Genomic DNA, 18,608 nt, shown 5'->3' on the forward strand with positions numbered 1-18,608 from the left:
ACGCGGACGGCGACAGCAGCACTGCCAACCTGGTGCTGCAGATCCACAACAACGACGATCCGGTAACCCTCAACGGCCTCAACGTGTACGGCGGCGAGCTGACGGTCTACGAAAAAAACCTCAGTGACGGCACCGACCCCAACACACCAGCCCTGACCCAAAGCGGCACCTTCACGGTGACCGCCCTCGATGGCCTGCAAACCCTGACCGTGGGCGGCATCACCGTGGTCAGCGGTGGTGTAACCGCCGGCTTCCCGCAAACCGCCGTCACGCCGCTGGGCAGCACGTTGACCATCACCGGCTTCAACGCCGCGACCGGCGTGATCAGCTACAGCTACACCCTGAACGACAACGAAGCCCATCCGACCGCCAACGGCGCCAACAGCCTCACCGAGAACTTCGATGTCGTCGCTACCGACACCGATGGCGATATCGCGAACGGGCAGATCAACGTCAACATCATCGACGACCTGCCGACCGCCAAAGCCGATGCGGACTCGGTGCAGGAGGGCGGCACCGTCAGCGGCAATGTGCTGGACAACGACATCGGCGGTGCCGATGGTCCGGCTGCTACTGGCGCCGTGGTCGGCGTGCGCGCGGGTAGCGATACTTCAACCTCGGCCATCGGCGGGCTGGGCAATCAGATCAACGGTACCTACGGTTACCTGACCCTCGATGCCAACGGCAACGCCGTGTATCACAGCACGCCTAACGTGGTGAGCGGCCCTGGTGCGGTGGATGTGTTCACCTATACCGTGCGTGATTCCGATGGTGACGAAAGCACCACCACCATCACCATCGACGTCTACAACAGTTGCCTGAAAGCGGTCAGCGACAACGATGTGACGGTCTACGAAAAAGCCATCGACCTGAGCCAGGGCGGCCAGGACCTGGCCGCCGGTACGGTCGTCGGCAGCGATCCGACCAACACGGGCGAAACCGCTTCCGGCACACTGGTGGGCTCTGTCACTCACGCCGTCGGCGCGATCACCTACGCCCTGGTTGGCAGCAACGTGGGGACCTACGGACAGATTCAGCTCAACGCCAACGGCACCTACACCTACACGCTGACGACCCCGCCGAGCACCACACCGAACGCCAATGACGGCCCGAACGTGATGCACGAGACTTTCAGCTATCAGGCTACCGACTCGCTGGGCAATATCGTTACCAGCACCATCGTGGTGGACATTGTCGATGACATGCCAAAAGCGCTGAACGACAGCAACGCCAGCACCGCCTCGGAGACGGTGGCGAGCCTCAGCGGCAATGTGTTCAACAACGACGTGATCGGTGCCGATAAAGTCGCCATCGGCCTGAATGCCGGCCCGGTGACCGCGGGTACCTTCACCGGCACCTACGGCACCCTGGTGCTCAACGCCAACGGCACCTACACCTACACCCTCAACACCAGCGATGCCGACTTCAAAGCGTTGCACGGCGGTGGCGACGGCACGGACACCTTCACCTACACCATCACCGACGCCGACGGCGACATCAGCACTGCGAACCTGGTGCTGAATGTCTACAACAATGACGACCCGGTAACCCTTGGCGGCCTCGATGTATATGGCGGCGAACTGACGGTCTACGAGAAAAACCTCAGTGACGGCACCACCCCCAACACACTGGCCCTGACCCAGAACGGCACCTTCACGGTGACCGCCCTCGATGGCCTGCAAACCCTGACCGTGGGCGGCATCACTGTCGTCAGCGCTGGCGTGGCCGTCGGCTTCCCGCAAACCGCCGTCACGCCGCTGGGCAGCACGCTGACCATCACCGGCTTCAACGCCGCGACTGGCGTGATCAGCTACAGCTACACCCTGAACGATAACGAAGCCCATCCTGCGGCCAACGGCGCCAACAGCCTCACCGAGAACTTCGACGTCGTCGCTACCGACAGCGATGGCGACATCGCGAACGGGCAGATCAATGTCAACATCGTCGATGACTTGCCGAACGCCAAACCTGACTCGTCGTCGGTAACGGAGGGCGGCACGGTCAATATCAGTGTGCTGGGCAATGACATCAACGGTGCCGATGGTCCGGCGATGGTGGTCGGCGTGCGCGCCGGCAGCAATACCGCGACCTCGGCCGTCGGTGGGCTGGGCAACCCGATCAACGGAACCTACGGTTACCTGACGCTCGATGCCAACGGCAACGCGGTGTATCACAGCAACCCGGATTCGGTCGGCGCTGCCGGGGCCACGGATACGTTCACCTACACGGTGCGCGACTCCGATGGCGATGAAAGCACCACCACCATCACCATCGACGTGGCCAACAGCATTATCAAGGCCAACCCCGATAGCGACGTGACGGTCTATGAAAAAGCCCTCGACCTGAACCAGGGCGGCCAGGACCTGGCCGCCGGTACGGTCACCGGCAGCGACCCGGGCAATACCGGCGAAACCGCGTCAGGAACCCTGGTCGGATCCGTCTCGGGTGCCAGCGGCGCGCTCACCTACACCCTGGTCGGCAGCGCCACCGGCACCTACGGGCAAATCCTGCTCAACCCCGACGGCAGCTACACCTACACCCTGACCTCGGCGCCAAAAACCTCGCCGAATGCCAACGACGGTCCGAACAGCCTGAGTGAAAGCTTCACCTACAAGGCCACCGATGCGTCGGGCAACAGCAGCACCAGCACCATCGTGGTCAACATTGTCGATGACGTGCCCAAGGCGGTGGCATCGGATCGCTCGGTGGCGGCGGTGGAGATCGATTCCAACCTGCTGATCGTGCTCGACGTCTCCGGCAGCATGGTCGATCCTTCCGGCGTTTCGAACCTGTCGCGGCTGGAACTGGCCAAGCAGGCCATCAGTGCCTTGCTGGATAAATACGACGACCTGGGCGATGTGAAAGTGCAACTCGTCACCTTCAGCAGCAGCGCCACCGACATGACTTCGGTATGGGTCGATGTCGCCACCGCCAAGACCCTGCTTGCCGGCCTCACCGCGAACGGAGGCACCAACTATGACGCGGCCGTGGCGACCATGCAGACCGCGTTCAACACCTTGGGCAAACTGACCGGTGCACAAAACGTCGGCTACTTCTTCTCCGACGGCAAGCCCACCACCGGCCAGGAAATCGGCACCGCCGACGAAACCGCGCTGAAAGCCTTCCTCGATGCCAACAACATCAAGAACTACGCGATCGGCCTGGGCAGTGGCGTGAGCAACGCGAACCTCAATCCACTGGCCTATGACGGCAATAGCCACACCGACACCAATGCGGTGGTGGTGACCGACCTCAACCAGCTCAACTCGGTGCTGTCCGGCACGGTGAGCGGTGCACCGGTGACCGGTTCGCTGCTGGGCGAGAGCGGTGCGTTCGGCGCCGATGGCGGCTTCATCAAGACCATCACGGTGGACGGCACCACGTACACCTACGATCCGAGCGGCAACACCAATCAGGGATCCCTGAACTTCAGCGGCGGGCTCAACCATGGCACTTTCAACACCGTGGACAACACACTGAACATTGCCACCAACAACAGCGGTACCTTGCAGATCAATCTCGACACCGGTGAATACGCCTACATTTCGCAGAAAACCACCTCGGTGTTGATCACCGAAAACATCGGCTTCACCGTCAGCGACAACGATGGCGACCTGGCCAGCTCCACCCTGACGATCAACGTCATACCGAACGCACCGCCAGTGGCCGCCGATGACCACGTCATCACCAACGTGCCGTCGAGCAACATCGTGGTGCCGGGCGAACTGTTGCTGGCCAACGACACCGACCCCAATGGCGACCAACTTTCGGCGACACCAACCTCGTTCAACACCGGCTGGGTCTTAAAAGGCGAGGACTTCACCGGTACCGGCGCGATCAGCTTCGCCGGTGAAAACAACAACCCCGCCAACCAGAGTCTGGCCAACGTGCGCAACGCCTTTGTGGCCAACGCGACGACCATGACGGCGGTGCTGGTGGTCAGTGGCTATCTCAGCGCCGCGAACCAATCCAATGGCAACAATGAAGACCTCATCACGGTCAAACTGAAACAGGGAGAGACGCTCAACCTCGATCACAACCTGGACCCTGGGCACATCACGATGGAGTATTCGCTCAACGGAGGGGCGTTTGTCAGCATCGCCGATGGTGGCACCATCACCGCGGGCGCGGATGGTACTTACCAGATCCACGTGACCAACATCGCCAACACCAGTGGCAGCAATAAGAATTCGGAAGAAAACTATGAACTGACCATGACGGTGAACTACGCCGGGGCACACGAAGTCACCACGGACTACCACGGTACCTACACCGCCAACGACAACCATGGCGGCAGCGACTCGGCCAACCTGACCATCAGCTATCAGGATGGCCACACCCTCACCGGCACCAGCGGAGATGACATCCTGGTGGCGGGCACGGGCAACAACATCATCAATGCCGGCGACGGCAACGATGTGCTCACAGCAGGCTCCGGCAACAACGAACTGCACGGCGACGCCGGCAATGACTTGCTCTACAGCGGACTGGGCAATGACACCCTCGATGGCGGCACGGGCATCGACACGGCCAGCTATGCTCACGCCACCGCCGGGGTCACGGTCGACCTCAGCCTGCTCGCTGCGCAGAACACCCTGGGCGCGGGTACGGACACCCTGACTGGTATCGAAAATCTCACCGGCTCTAACTTCAATGACACCCTGACCGGTAATAACAGCAACAACGTGATCAACGGCGGCCTGGGCAACGACATCCTCAATGGCGGGGGCGGCGATGACTTGCTGATTGGCGGCCTGGGCAACAACACCCTCAGCGGCGGGGCGGGGGCCGACACCTTCCAGTGGCTCAAGGACAACAGCGGCCATGACGTGATCACCGACTTCACGCCCGGCACCGACAAGCTCGACCTGTCGCAACTGCTGCAAGGGGAGAACGGCACCACGGCTTCGCTGGACGACTACCTGCACTTCACCGTCACCGGCAGCGGGGCGTCGACGGTGACCAGCATCGACGTCAGCGCCATGGCCGGCGCCGCACCGAACCAGACCATCGACCTGGCCGGCGTCAACCTCGCCAGTCAATACGGTGTCACGCCGGGAGCGGGTGGGGTGGTCGCGAGCGGGCATGACACAGCGACCATCATCAACGGCATGCTCAACGATCATTCGTTGAAGGTGGATACCGTGTGACCTGAAAGTCTGAACGAAAAACCCGCCATTCCTGCGCAAGGGATGGCGGGTTTTTTGTTGTCTGCGCCAAAGGTATCTGTCCGACCGACGGTAACGAAAACTGTAATTTCTGACAGTGGTCAGCCCCCCGTGTCTGCCGTTAAATCAAGACATTCGGATGAGAAGCAATCGTCTAAGTACCCGTTCAGGAGCGGCAAGTAATCAGTGCCGGCGTTCCCCGTCTGGCATTGGGCGACCCAGTATGAGCAATAAGCTCAACACCAAGGAGTAGCGAAATGTCTAAAAGCGAAGATTTTTCTGTTAACGGCGGTAACAGGGCGCAATACCGGGCGTATCGTGCCAGTCTGCGTCGTGATTATCTGGAAGCTCCTGTGCCTGATGCTTCTAATCCACTATTGCCGCCCTTGACCGCGACAGGTCCACAATATCTTCCGTATTCTCATAGAATCCAGCCGCTCAAGTTCATGATTCCGACATTCGACAGGCATGATGATACTGTGCCGACACTCGTTACTATCCGAATGACGGTAGATGGAACCAAGGATGACATTAATTATCAATATGAGAAGGTGACACCTCTCAACCCTCCGCCACCTATTCCTATGACCTTGCACTTGGCAAGCAGGAATACCACCGGACTGCGTAAAATCAGTTATTTCTTTTCGTTTGGCCCAAATGAAGCAGACGTAGAGGAACTGCAGTATATGGTGGACTTTGAGCCGCCAGTTCTTGATCAATTGATCACTGTGCCTCAGTCCGTGAAAGATTATGGTATCGGTCCGGAGGATTTTGAGGGTGGTGCAACTGTGCCTTTGACCTATTCGGATTACTCGAACAAGAGGTTGGGCGATACGATCAAGTGTTATATCGGTTCCGATAGCATGATTAGGAGGGAAGTGGGTTCCATTACATTGGATGAAAGTAATTTTAGCAATCCATTAGTATTTAATTTAACGGCTGCTAACGTCACTAATTACAATGGAGAGTACATTGTTTTCTGTGAGGCAGTCAGTTATTCGGGTGTCTCGGCCACACCTTCAGGCAATACAAAAGTGTGGGTATCCAAAAATCGCAGGCCAGTGGTCAAAGAGGAATTGAACGTTCCGCAGGCACCCAACCTGACCAGTACGCTTTTAGTAGAGCACTTGGTCGATGGCGTCGGTGCAGGTCTTAAAACCCTATTTGCAAACTTCGACAATGCGGTGGATGAGATCGAGTATTTCATTGATGACGTAGCGCAAAGTCCAAAACGTATAACCTCTATTCCGTTTCTGAACACGCTGGACAACCTGGCGCTGCTCAATTCGGGTCATGGCAGGCGACAAGTGAAGTTGGGGTACAGAATCAAGCGCGGTGATATTTATTTTCCAGTGGAACCGATTGAAAAACGGGTGTGGCTTGATGTGAGGAAACCCGCTGCACCCTTTGACCCTGACAAGCCGGCTCCGCCGGATGTCACGTTGTTGCAGCCATGGATCCAGGGACCCTACAGTACTGAAAGAAATAAACTGACGCTGGCAGACAAACAAAATGGTGGCGTCGTCAAAGGTTATCTGCCTTTTCATCCTCTTTTCAAACTAGGGGACACGGTAACATTTTATATTAATGGGAATGATGCTCCTGCGCCGGGTGGCGTCTGGACCTTCCCTGGCGATGGCAGCGAAGATCCATCAAAACCAATAGAATTTGAGTTCAAGTGGGATTGGCTGGGCACCATTGCAGATGACGTTGATGCACAACTTCAGTGCGTTGTGGAACATGCTCTCAATGACAACCTGGCAATTTCCCCGGTGGACTCTGCGGAGATCAAGATGCAGCCGATCGTTTTGGCTGCAGCCGGGTTCCAGTATATGCATGCAAATCCACTAAATGGTTTTGTTTGCAGTTCGTTGAGAAGGCTTCCAGATCGTAATGTTGTCGGTGTCGTTAGAATTCCTGCCGATACGCGGCTGGCAAACAATGAGGTTACACTGATTTACGGTGGTTATCCCACGGATGCTGGTGATGAAGCGACTCTTATTCCAGGAACCCATAAGAAGGTAACACATACTCCCAACAACACGGAAGCCGCTAACGGCTTTGATATGTATGTTCCCTATGTCCATCTGCAAACCACGGAAAACGCGTATGGCCGAACGGACTACGCGGTCAAAATTGCCGGTGAGGCTGTTCTCACCAAGGGTGAAGTGGTCCGGGTCAACATGAGTCGAGGTACGGGCACCTGCGATCTGGCTCCGGTCATTCCTGTTTGACTTGAGCATCGGCATGCGAATCCTTGCCTGCCAGGCCCATGGGTGTATCCGGTACCGAGGCGCCGGATACCCCTTTGTTGCGTTTAAATTTTGTGTTGGATTTTTCATGCGTCTTTAAGGATTAATCCTACATTTTTTTGTAGGAGGCGTCTGTAAAGTCCGCAGCCCTCAACGTTTTCCGTTCTCTTCGGAAGACGAGAAAACGAAACAGGACCCACCTATGAATAGTGATAAACGAACTTCATTTAAACCATCGTCCACAAATGGTTTCGGAGTGCTGGCACTATTGCCAGCATTTTTTTTGATGAACACTTCGGCGATGGCGGCAATCATTATTGGCGCTGGCGAGAATGTAACAGTCGGGCCGAGCGATCCGCTTAGCGACTATGTAGTGGAAAAGGGAGGTGTACTCAACCTGGTGGGAGCAACGACCCAAAGCCTGAGAGTTCGGACCGGCTCGACCTTGAACATCGATGGCGCAGTGATCAACGGCAACAAGGACGACCACGGGATTTCAGTGAATAGCAGCCAGGCCACCATCCGGTCGGCCGTTGTAACCGCTGACGGTCGAGCGCTGTGGGTCAATCGGCCACCCTCGTCCACTCAAGGTTCGACCGTCACCGCTAGCGATAGTCAGTTTCGGGGTGGAGAGAGCGGGGCGTTGGTCACGGGCCTGAGTACATTGACGCTGCTCAACAGCGAGTTGCGAGGCGTGAATGCCGGCAGCGTGGGCCTGGACAGTCGCGGCGGCGATGTGCGCGCACTGGCGGGCACGCTGATCAGCGGCGACAGCGCAGGTGTGCGGATGACCAATGACTCCCCAACCGTCGGCAGCAATTCACTGGTGCTGGACAACTCCACCGTAGAAGGTCGCAACGGGCCGGCAATCCTGGTGGAGGGGGGCGTTAAGGGGGCGACGATCGAGGTGCGCAACAATGCCGTTTTGCGTGCGGCGGATGGCAACCTGTTGAAAGTACAGGGCGCTTCCACGGCCGCGATGAATGTCGTTGGCAGTGACTTGCAAGGCAATGTGCAAGTCCTGGGCAACAGCAGCGTCGATCTGTCTTTCGACGGGGCTTCGATGGTGGGTGACATCGTGCGCGAGGACGGCTCGTCTGCTCAAGTCAGTTTGAACAACGGATCGTCCTTCACCGGGCGTCTGAACAACAGCAACCTGAGTCTCAACAGTCAGTCGAGCCTGACGATGGTTGGCGATGACAGCATCGACCATTTATCAATGAATGACGGCACGGTTAATTTCGGTGCGTCCGGCGAGCAACGTGGCTATCGTCAACTCGAGGTCGGCAGTCTGGAAGGCAGCGGCATCATTGCCATGCAGGGAAATTTCGCCACCGGCGAAAGTGACTTGCTCAAGGCGGCAACCGCGACGGGCAGCTTTGAGCTGGCCGTCAACGCTTCGGGGACAGATGCTGCTTCTGCGCAAGCATTGACCCTGGTTCAGGTCGGCAGCAATCAGGCGACCTTTGCGTTGCAGGGTGGCCGGGTCGATTTGGGCACCTGGGAATACGATCTGGCCGAAAGGGCCAACGCATCAGGCGGAACCGACTTCTATTTGAACCCGACCACACGGCTCAGCTCGGGTGCCCAATCGGTGGTGGCGCTGTATCAAACGGCCCTGACCGTGTCCTATGGCGAGACCAAGTCACTGGAAAACCGCATGAATGAATTGCAGGCGGACGACCGGCTTCACGGTGTCTGGGTACGGCCTTATGGCAACAAGTACAACGTCGACGATGGTTCGGGTGTGGGTTATCGTCAGCAACAGCAAGGGTTTTCCATGGGGGCCGATACCCGATTGGGGGACAGCCCATGGCGACTCGGCGTACTGGCCGGTTACAGTCAATCCGACCTGGATCTGCATGGCGGCACTTCTGCCACGGTCGACAGCTACTATTTTGGTCCCTACTTCGGCTGGCTGAATCCGGACAATGGTTATTACGTCGATGGTGCGCTCAAGTTCAACCATTTCCGTAATGACTCCAAAGTCACCATGAGCGATGGCTCGCGTGCAAAGGGTGATTACAGCAATTCAGGGGTGAGCGCGCTGGTAGAGGTTGGGCGCCATGTCAATCTGGGGAACGACTGGTTTGCAAAACCTTCAGCCCAGGTGTCGGTGGCGAAGATCGAGGGCGCAGACTACCGACTCGACAACGGCATGGAAGCTGACGGCGATCACATCGATTCACTGCGGACAAAGCTCGGTATCAGCGCCGGTCGAAGCATCAAGCTGGATCGTGACACCCGTGTGCGGCCGTACGCCAGTGTGGCCGTGGTCCACGAGTTTGCCAGCAATGACGATAACGTACGGGTCAACGGCAACCGCATCAACAACGATCTGTCCGGCTCGGGTCTCGAGTTCGGCATGGGGGTGGCGGTTTCCCTGTCTGACGCGATGCGGTTTGGCGCCGGTGTTGATTATTTCAAGGGTAACGATATTGAACAGCCGATTGCGGTCAGCCTCAGCTGGAATTACCAGTGGTAAATGTTGACGTGAAAAAAAACCGCATCATGCGGTTTTTTTTCATCACGTCGGTTGTGATATTGATCTGAGCTTTACTGCTGAGGCTCAGCAACAACGGTGATTGTCCATGTATTGGACTCGGCGTCGGGGTTATCCGCGTCGACGGCGCTAACGACATGGGTGGTGCCGACTTCCAGCTGGCTGACGAGGCGCACCCATTTTCCTTGGACGTTGGAGTCCTCCGGGTCCGGGTCCGTGACACCATTGATCTTGATCTTGACCGACGCCAGCGACCTGGTTTCACCTCTGACGTATACATGCCTGGAGAAGGTGTTACCACCGTCGGTGATCACGGTGCCGTCAGGATTGTGAACCCTGGTGTTTTTCGGTGCCTGGTGGTTGGCTTCCACGGTAAACAGGTACGGGGCAGACTCGCCGCCATCGGGATACTTTGCCTTGGCGACAAGGGAATAGCCTTTCTCCGCCAATGGTCCGATAGGGAGCTTGTAATGTCCGCTTGTAACTGTAGCGACACCTAAAAATTCGCTGTCGTCATAGATCTCGATGGACTGGTTCTCTTCACCCTGGCCTTCAACATCCAGCTCTGTTTCGAAGGTGACGTCATCCCTGTCTACGAGCTTGCCCTTTTTATCGGTGACGGTTTCGAGGGTGGCGGCGACCGCCTTTCTTACGATAAATGTCCGCGGGCCGGCGACATCATCATTGTATGAAGCCTCGACGTTGAGTTTGTATTCGCCATCCGGCAACGCTGTAAATGTGTGGCTCCATACACCCTTGTCATCGGCCTTCACCGCAACGGGGGTCGGACGTCCTCCAATCAGTGAGAGATTTCCATTGGCGAGTGCGCCGCCCTTGACGGTGATCACTCTTCTGATTGTACTTTCGCCATCGTCAACGGGATTGCCTTCGTCGTCGGTCACCTCGTCGATGGTCAGAGGAGCCGCTGCTTTCACAGTAAAGGTGAAAGGGCTCGACTCTTTATCAGCGGAAGACTTGATCTTGATGATGTATTTCTTTGCTTCCAGATCGACGAGTTTGATACTGAGTTTTCCGCAACCACTGGCCAACCCGGACTTAAGCTCAGTCTCCCCATCGAATGCCCTGGCATCTTCATCGGGCACCGCATCGACGTAGAGGGTTACTGATTTTTCATAGGTCTCGCCCTGGTCCAGAATGGGACCTGCTTCTCCGAGTACTTCTCTGATGATTGGGGTTTTGGTCGCTACAGTGAACTTTTTGGGCGGAATGGAGACGGGTTCAGTGCCGTACTTGCCCCTGGCGACTATCGAAAAGCAATCAAATTTCGTCACAGGGAGCAGCGGCGTCTCCCAGGCGCCGCTGCCGTTACTGGTCGCTTCACCCAATTTCTCTGCGCCATTCATTATCCAGACGACTTTATCGGGTTCTGCACCGTTCCCGATCACCTTGAAAAATGTTGAGTAGGTAGTGGTACCAGCGATGGAATTGCCGTTGGGATCGAGGACTTGCCTGATAGTCAGTAGATCGAGGTCTTCAATCGCTGGGTCGGACGAGAGTGATGAGCGGTCTGTCGGTAAACTGGTCATGACGGTAACTCCGGTTCTGAAAGGAAACGGAGTCATTAGGGAGGCTAATTTGATCGCTGACTACTGTCATAAATAACAGGCTTACATCGATTTCCGATAAGCGGTTGATGTTCATGAGTTGCATTGGAACTTGTGAAGTGGCGAGCTTTTCAAGCTGACGAAGGCATTGGACGGCTGTCGGGCGGCAATGGCTTGTGTCATGAGTATCTGGTGTACATTGATTTAAAAGAAAAAAACCGCTTTGAGCGGTTTTTTTCTGTTGCTTGCACTCAGTTTTAATTAACGCACAGTGGAGTCCATGGCCGGCGCAACGGTAATGGTCCATGTATTAGACTCTGCGTTTCCGCCGTACTGGGCTACTGCGCTCACCACATACTTGGTTCCAGGGATCAATTCAGAAACGAGCTTGACCCAGTCTCCCTTAATGTTTGTGTATTCTTCCTGTTCATCAACGACTCCGTTGATCTTGAGCTTGATCGCTTCTGACGGTGCAGCAACGCCCCTGACAAAAACATAGTTTTGCGTGGTGCTGCCTTCATCGTCGATCAGGCCGTTTGAATCGTAGATACGGGTGCTGTGCGGCTGGATGGTCGACTCCACCTTGAAGGTGTATGGGGCGGTGACGGCACCCTCGCCATAGTTGGCTTTTGCTCTAAGGCGGTATTCACCTTCGGATACTTTCAGCGCAATTGTCCAGGTGCCATCTTCGGGGTCGGTTGTTTCGGTGGCACCTTCTATTGGATCGTCACCATTGAGTAGCTGAATACTCTTGCCGGGGCTGCCATGACCCTTGATGATCAACAGGTCTTTGTAGGTGGTTTCGCCTTCGGGGACTTCGGGACCCTCTTCGGATTCAAGAACCTTGTCAAGGCTGAGTTCGACGTCCTGTACCACGGTGAAGGTCCGAGGGGCAGTCGTTTCCACAGGGTTATAGTTTGTTCGAGCGGTCAGGCTATAGTGCGCCACGGGCAAATCACGGAAGGTGTGCTCCCAGTCTCCGGAGTCTTTCGCGGTCACTGTCGCTGGCGCCGGTCCACCCAACAATGTCAGCTCACCATTTTTCCGTGCCTTGCCTTTGATGGTCAGGGTCGTTTGGATGGTGGTTTCGCCCTCATCTACGCTGCTCCCGGTGTCGTCCAGCACATCATCAAGACTCAGCGGCATGTCCGCGGCCACTGTAAACATGAACACAGTGGATTCTTTGTTGTTCGGTGCCTTGATCTTGATGCGGTATTGCCCTGTTTTCAGCTCATTCAGGGGCAGTTTGAACAGCCCGTCAGCATCAACCAATGCTTTCTTGCCCGTTGTCGTTTCGTCATTGAAGGCTTCGACTACAACGTTGGGGGTCGCATTGCCGATGAAGTCTACCGAGTCGCCGTCGTAGGTATCGCCGTCTTTGATTTCACCGTCCTTGCCAGTGACGAGATTGATAATGGGTGTTTCGGTCGCCAGGACAAAGGTTTTCTTCTTGGAACCATTCTGCGGCGGTTCCTCTGCGATAGCGTCAATTGTGTAGCGCTTGAAGTCTGAGAGCGTGAACTCCTTGACCCAGTCACCCGAAGAATCGCCGGTCGTATCAGTGAAATTTTTCTCGTCATTGCGTAAATTGAGCAGCATATTTCGCCCGCACGTGCCTATGAACGTCAGGGTTTTATCGTATGTGGTGGCGTTTTCTTCAACGAGTTTATCGCTGGAATCGCGGACTTCATCGAAAGTTACAGGCGTTGGATCATCCAGTGTGTCCAGGGATAGCTCCGAGGTGTTCGGTGTTTTGCAGGTCATATTGATAACTCCATTTGCTGTTGAGGAAAACGAAGTCAATTAGGGCTCGAAGTGTTTCGGCTCGCTACTGTCATAATTACTAGGCGTTTGTTGTTTTTTGAAAGTCGGTGGCGTTACTGGCATGGAAAGGTGTTTTCTTATTGCGATTTGTTCTGGCTTTACTAGTATTTTTGACAGTGGCGCTTATGTGCATGTCTTTTTAAAGTGGTGTTTCTTCTTTTGAATGCATTAATTTTAAGAGGTGGCATCATGAGGGCGGCAACTGGGTTTTCAATAACTAAAAGTTTTTCCTGGGAAGAGGCAAGTTTTTGCATTAATGATGAGCCAGTGCCGTGGAACTTGCCAGGCATCGCACTTCGTCGCGGGCAGTCAAATAAGTTGACAGTGCAGGCGCCCTGGCTGGATGGCGTTCAAATCAAACTGGGATTGGTGAATGACGCAGGACTGGTCATCGGAGCCTCGCCTGCATTCGGTCAGTGGTCGCCGAAAGAGGGCGATACAGCAGAATGGACACTGACACCGGAGAATTTAAGTGGGCGTGTCCGGCTGGTATTTTTGAGTCGGGAGTTTGACCAGGTTCATGAGTTTCCGTGTTGGGTAATGTCGTCCAACCTGTCTGATGAAGGATACGCTACATGGCGGGGCAGCGTTATACCAATGCCGGAAGGCGTGAAAGAATTTTGGCCGGATACAAGCCTAACCGTCATTTTTCGTGCTAAACCTGATAGCCCCATTGCAGGCTTTCCACTGATGTTGAAGGTGCAAGCCAAACAGTCCGGGGCCGATCCGGTGACCAGCAAACCACTCCTGATGACACCAACCACGGATCATGAGTGGGATGTGACCGGCGTAACGGAAGCCCGAGAGGTAGATTTTGATCTCATCATTTCGGGTCAAGGGATGACGCCGTTTATAGTTTCTGACTGCATCAGGCGCTCCTCAAACCTTTTGGACTACGTAACGATCCGGCTAAATCGGGTGGAAGTTCCTGCTGACGGAGCACGGTTCAAGGGCGGTGTATCATCAGAATTGTCTGCCGTTGCAAAGCCTGGCAGCCCATCACTTTATTATGTGCGTTTGTACTGGGAAAAAGGCGGTGGAGAGCTGGAAGGATCTCGATTCATTAGCAAGCCTGATTTTGAATATGCAGTCGAAAAAATGGCCTGGAATGTACACTGCCCGTCACATACGCGTGGTGAGTTTGCATTGAGGATTCAAAAAAATTGGAGTTCCGCACAGGCCCGTATTCGTTGTTTTCTGGAACCACAATCCATGTAACTGATGCGTTTGGGGATGGCTCCGTTGATTGGTACATCCCCAAATATTTCACTTCGGCTGCGGCGGTCCGATCAATCGCCCCATGACGCCAAATACCCCCAGTGACCTGATCTCCTCCAACTCCCCTTGGGTTTCTACCTGCTCCGCAATCAGCGGCAAATCAATGCTGTGGGTCGCGCGAAAGATCGCGTCGATGAACAGCCGCTTGTCAGGCTGTTCGTCAATGCCGCGAATGTAGGCCCCATCGATTTTCAGGTACGCCAAGCCCAACTGAGTGAGGTTACCGATCTGGCTGAAGCGCCCGCCGAAGTGTTGCAGGCCGATGCGATAACCGGTGTTCAGCAGGCTGTGGCTCAAACGCTGCAGTTCTTCGGGGGAGGGCAACTGGCGCTCGTCGATTTCCAGGGTCAGCAGCGGTGCCAGCTCCGGAAGGGAGTCGAGCAGGTCGAGGATTGTTCGCCATTGCACCGGATCGCGCAGGGTGCTCCCGTACAGGCTCAGTGCCAAGGGCCTGCGGTTGACCACCAGCTCGTCCAGCGTGGCTTCGAGCATGGCCAGGTCGAAGCGTGCGGACCAGCCGAGACGCTCGATCCACGGCAGGAAATGCCCGGCGGCAATCGCTTCGCCCTGTGGGTCGAGCAGGCGTGCCAGCACTTTGTGATGCAGCACCTGGCGGGTGTCGGCGCATTGCACGACGGGCTGGAAGTACAACTGCATCTTGCCTTCGGTCAAGGCGTCGTCGATCCAGGTGCGCCAGTCGTGCTGGGAGTGATTCGGCGCGGTGTCATGCTGGCCCAGGTAGACCCAGGGTCGCTCGGGACGCTGCCGGGATTCGGTCAATGCCTGATCGAGGCGCAGCAGTACGTTGCCGATCGGCTCTCCGGGGCGATAGGCGACAACGCCCAGGTGGGCGACGGGCATGCAATCACTGGCACCGGTCAGGCGCAGGTTCTCCAGGCTGATGCTGACATCGGCGGCCAGGCGCGCGGCGCTTTCGGCGTCCAGGCCCGGGGTCAGCAGGCTGAATTCGCCACCGCGATTGCGCGCCGCCAGCCAGGTGCGACGTTCCGGCAATTGAGTCAGGCGCCTGAGCAGTTCGCCGGCGGCGCTGATCAGTGCGTCCGTTCGTTGGCCGCCCAATCGCTGGTTGAGCCCGTTCAGGTCGTTGATCCGCAACATCAGCAGATGGCCATCGCGGCTCTGTTCGCAGACTCTCAAGTGGTCGGCCAGTTGTTCGTCGAGCAGGCGACGGTTGGCCAGGCCGGTAAGGCTGTCCAGATAGGATTCGGCCCGCAGCTTTTCGCTGCGCGCAGCCTCTTCGATAAATAGCGCCTTGAGTTTTTCGACCATCTGGTTCATGGCCAGCACCACCCGTTTGAGCTCCGGTGTGCGTGGCAGGTTGGGCAGGCTGAGAAACTCGCGTTTACTGATGGCTTCGGCTTGTCGGACCATGCTGTCGAGTGGGCGGAACTGCCTGCGCAGCATCCATCCTCCAATCACCGCACTGAACAGCCCGCACAACAGCAACCAGATCAGACTGCCGAGGGTGCTGTCCCAGAGCTTGGCCAGGGCGAATTGCGGATTGCTCAGCACTTCGACCCGTGCCAGCTGTTCCCAGCCACGCATGACCAAGGCGTCGCCACCTTCCGGGCGCAGGTTGACCAGGTTGACGAACCAGTCAGGCACGCCGTCGATTTTTGTCGGAGTGCTGCGCTCTACCAGGGTTTGTTGATCCTTGAGCCTGATCACGCGGATGCTGCTGAAATAGCCGCTGTCGAAAATCGAACTGACCATCAGCTCCATCATTGCCGGGTCATCGACCTGTGCCGTCAGCGACAGCCCCAGCGCGGTGGCCGCGTCCTGGGCGTGGGCACGCAGCTGACCGAGCGTTTGTTCGCGGGAGCTTTCGAGGCTGGCAAAAAAACTGCCGCTGAACGCCACCAGCAGGAACAGGCAGATGGCCAGGAACAGCTGTTTACGCAGTGTCATGTCTCGCTCCTTGCCATGGCGGTTAGCCGTCGCCGATGTCGAACCCTTCGCTCTGCATCTTTTTCAACACGTCCTGCCAGCGCGACAGCTTCTTCGAGTCGCTGCTGCGTTGCCCGCCGTTCTTGCCCGGCAGGTACAGGCCTTCGGCGTTGAAGGCGTACACCGGCAGCAAGTCTTTGCGTTGGGAGGCGGGGCGGATATCGCCAATCAGGTTGTCCAGCACCAGTGGATCGGCCGTGGGGGTGCTGTAGAACGTCAGCACCATGTGCGCCTGGTTCTGGCTCAGGGCCTTGACGTAGGTGATGCGCAGTTTTTCGCTGGGGAACCCGAGCCGGCGCAGGCTGAAATACTTAGCCAGCGCGTAGTCCTCGCAATCGGCGGCACCCTTGATCAGGGCTTCGACGGGCGTGGCCCAGTAATCGGTCTGTTGCCAGATGCGCGTGTCGTCCTGGAAATTCAACTGCTGATTGAAGAAGCGGTTCACCGCGTTGAGCTGCTCACGTTCGGGCGCGCCGCGTGCACTTTGCAGCATCTGACTCCACGCCTCGATCCGGTTGCGTGCCGGTCCCAGCGGGCCGTAGCGTTTTTCCACGGTTTGCAGGATCTGCGCAAAATCCCAGTCGGCCCGGACGCCACTGAAAATGGTCAGTAGCAAAGCGGCCAGCAGCAACCAGCCGCCGAGCCGAAGTCGGAGCGCTGGCCATCCTGGACTACGCAGACTGCGGGCCATGTCTGGCTGCTCGAGTGTAGGTTCGTGGAGTTTAGGTGGAGATTGTGCAGGGGGAGGGCAGGTCGTCGGGTTGCCTACAGCACCTGTGGCGAGGGAGCTTGCTCCCGCTCGGCTGCGCAGCAGTCGCAGAACAGGTGAGCGCGGTGTACCAGGGGAACCTGGATCGAATGGTTTGGGGGTCGCTTCGCAACCCAGCGGGACGGTGCGGCGATCCGACAAGCTCCCTCGCCACAAGACTTCAGGATTTGCGCAGGGTTTTTTGCCTGAGGATGTAGATTGTCACCAGCACCGCACTGGTCAGCATGAACCCCCGTGCCCAAGGCAGCGGCACCAGATAGCAGGAGAACAGGATGCTCGCCCACATCAGGCCGATGGCGTAAACCTTGCCCTTGAGCGGAATGCCGTTGCCGTCGAGGTAATCGCGAATCCACGGACCCAGCCGCGGATGCTCGACCAGCCATTGATAGAAGCGCGGCGAACTGCGGGCAAAACAGGCGGCCGCCAGCAGCAGGAAGGGGGTGGTGGGCAATACCGGCAGGAAAATTCCGATGACCCCCAACGCTACGCTCAGCCAGCCGATGGCCAGCAGCACGTAGCGCAACATCAGGGGGCGGTTGCCTATGGGGTTGTCCATAGGCAGCGCCTTAGTGGTGACGGGGTTTGAGAATCGCCGGTTTTTCGTCTGGCGCGTTGCACAGCAGGTACAGCGCAGTCAGGGCTTCCGGGATCTGCACGATCATGTCGTCCATCAGGTTGGCGTCGGCGGCAATGTCGGAGAACTCCGGTTGCTCGTCGAACAGGCCCGAACCGACCATGATCGGCAGCAGCATTTCGCTCACTTCGTCTTCCGCGGTTTCAAACCAGGCTTCTTCGCGCAGGAACACGCCCTCCATGAACCCAATGCACCAGCCGCGCAGTTCGGAATCGTCCGGGTCGTCGCCCAGGTCCAGGTCGCACGGCAACTCGAATTCCTCGTCGGAGGCCAGTTGACGGGCGATGTGGGCCTTGAGGCCGATCAGCGTGGCTTCGATCTCTTCGCGCTGGGCTTCGCCACTGTAATGCGGCTCTTCGGCGAACAGTGCGTCGATCCATTCACGGTCCGGGACCACTTCGGAACAGATCGACAGCGCAGTGAGGTAGCCGTGGGCGGCCACGTAGTCCAGCGCCTCGTCATGCAGTTCATCAGCGTCGAGGAAGACTTGCAGGCGGGTTAGTTGCTCAGCGAAGGACATTAAAGGACTACCTTGGGGAATGTTCGATGCGGGAATTCTAGGCCTTCTTGAGCGCTTGGGCCAGCCGCACGGCAAATGTGGGAGCGGGCTTGCTCGCGAAAGCAGTGGGTCAGTCAACGTAAATGTT

The 18,608-nt window shown here is 57.0% G+C and carries 10 protein-coding genes; 4 read left to right on the forward strand and 6 right to left on the reverse strand.

The genetic code is table 11. From position 1 onward, the window contains the following. The 3 genes from PMI26_RS13560 to PMI26_RS13550 form a co-directional block, all read left to right on the forward strand. On the forward strand, positions 1–5,150 hold a 5,150-nt coding region (locus tag PMI26_RS13560; RefSeq protein WP_007975265.1), incomplete at its 5' end, for a beta strand repeat-containing protein. Positions 5,151–5,425: 275 nt separating this feature from the next. Continuing rightward, positions 5,426–7,402 (forward strand): hypothetical protein, encoded by a 1,977-nt coding sequence (locus tag PMI26_RS13555; RefSeq protein ID WP_007975266.1) that lies wholly within the window; start codon positions 5,426–5,428, stop codon positions 7,400–7,402. 304 nt (positions 7,403–7,706) lie between these two features. Then, entirely contained in the window at positions 7,707–9,905 is a 2,199-nt protein-coding gene (locus PMI26_RS13550) for an autotransporter outer membrane beta-barrel domain-containing protein (RefSeq protein WP_238540822.1), read from the forward strand. Positions 9,906–9,976: 71 nt separating this feature from the next. Here PMI26_RS13550 and PMI26_RS13545 read toward each other — a convergent pair whose 3' ends face one another. Further along, positions 9,977–11,470 carry a hypothetical protein gene (locus tag PMI26_RS13545; RefSeq protein ID WP_007975269.1) on the reverse strand — a complete coding sequence of 498 codons (1,494 nt, stop codon included), beginning with the start codon at positions 11,468–11,470 and terminating at the stop codon, positions 9,977–9,979. A 279-nt stretch (positions 11,471–11,749) separates the two neighbouring features. Then, a complete protein-coding gene (locus tag PMI26_RS13540) occupies positions 11,750–13,252 on the reverse strand; it encodes a carboxypeptidase-like regulatory domain-containing protein (RefSeq protein WP_007975270.1) in 1,503 nt (500 codons plus the stop codon). A 219-nt stretch (positions 13,253–13,471) separates the two neighbouring features. On the opposite strand from PMI26_RS13540, the gene PMI26_RS31425 reads away from it, so the two are divergent. After that, positions 13,472–14,530 (forward strand): hypothetical protein, encoded by a 1,059-nt coding sequence (locus PMI26_RS31425; RefSeq protein WP_157222272.1) that lies wholly within the window; start codon positions 13,472–13,474, stop codon positions 14,528–14,530. A 48-nt stretch (positions 14,531–14,578) separates the two neighbouring features. Here PMI26_RS31425 and lapD read toward each other — a convergent pair whose 3' ends face one another. From lapD to PMI26_RS13520, 4 genes are all read right to left on the reverse strand, one after another. After that, on the reverse strand, positions 14,579–16,519 hold the full coding sequence (lapD, locus tag PMI26_RS13535) for a cyclic di-GMP receptor LapD (protein WP_007975272.1): 1,941 nt from the start codon (positions 16,517–16,519) through the stop codon (positions 14,579–14,581). A gap of 22 nt (positions 16,520–16,541) precedes the next feature. Continuing rightward, positions 16,542–17,249 carry a cysteine protease LapG gene (lapG, locus tag PMI26_RS13530; RefSeq protein WP_007975273.1) on the reverse strand — a complete coding sequence of 236 codons (708 nt, stop codon included), beginning with the start codon at positions 17,247–17,249 and terminating at the stop codon, positions 16,542–16,544. 238 nt (positions 17,250–17,487) lie between these two features. Further along, entirely contained in the window at positions 17,488–17,883 is a 396-nt protein-coding gene (locus PMI26_RS13525; protein ID WP_007975274.1) for a YbaN family protein, read from the reverse strand. Positions 17,884–17,893: 10 nt separating this feature from the next. Then, entirely contained in the window at positions 17,894–18,481 is a 588-nt protein-coding gene (locus tag PMI26_RS13520; RefSeq protein WP_007975277.1) for a UPF0149 family protein, read from the reverse strand. Positions 18,482–18,608: the final 127 nt, after the last annotated feature.

The organism is Pseudomonas sp. GM33, from assembly GCF_000282295.1.
In the GTDB taxonomy this organism is placed as follows: Bacteria; Pseudomonadota; Gammaproteobacteria; order Pseudomonadales; family Pseudomonadaceae; genus Aquipseudomonas; species Aquipseudomonas laurylsulfatiphila.

Bases quoted from the DNA above. Each gene is read 5' to 3' on its own strand.
- PMI26_RS13545 (WP_007975269.1), bottom strand. From the start codon at position 11,470: ATGACCAGTTTACCGACAGACCGCTCATCACTCTCGTCCGACCCAGCG.
- PMI26_RS13540 (WP_007975270.1), bottom strand. From the start codon at position 13,252: ATGACCTGCAAAACACCGAACACCTCGGAGCTATCCCTGGACACACTG.
- PMI26_RS13550 (WP_238540822.1), top strand. From the start codon at position 7,707: ATGAACACTTCGGCGATGGCGGCAATCATTATTGGCGCTGGCGAGAAT.
- lapG (WP_007975273.1), bottom strand. From the start codon at position 17,249: ATGGCCCGCAGTCTGCGTAGTCCAGGATGGCCAGCGCTCCGACTTCGG.
- PMI26_RS13520 (WP_007975277.1), bottom strand. From the start codon at position 18,481: ATGTCCTTCGCTGAGCAACTAACCCGCCTGCAAGTCTTCCTCGACGCT.
- PMI26_RS13555 (WP_007975266.1), top strand. From the start codon at position 5,426: ATGTCTAAAAGCGAAGATTTTTCTGTTAACGGCGGTAACAGGGCGCAA.
- PMI26_RS13525 (WP_007975274.1), bottom strand. From the start codon at position 17,883: ATGGACAACCCCATAGGCAACCGCCCCCTGATGTTGCGCTACGTGCTG.
- lapD (WP_007975272.1), bottom strand. From the start codon at position 16,519: ATGACACTGCGTAAACAGCTGTTCCTGGCCATCTGCCTGTTCCTGCTG.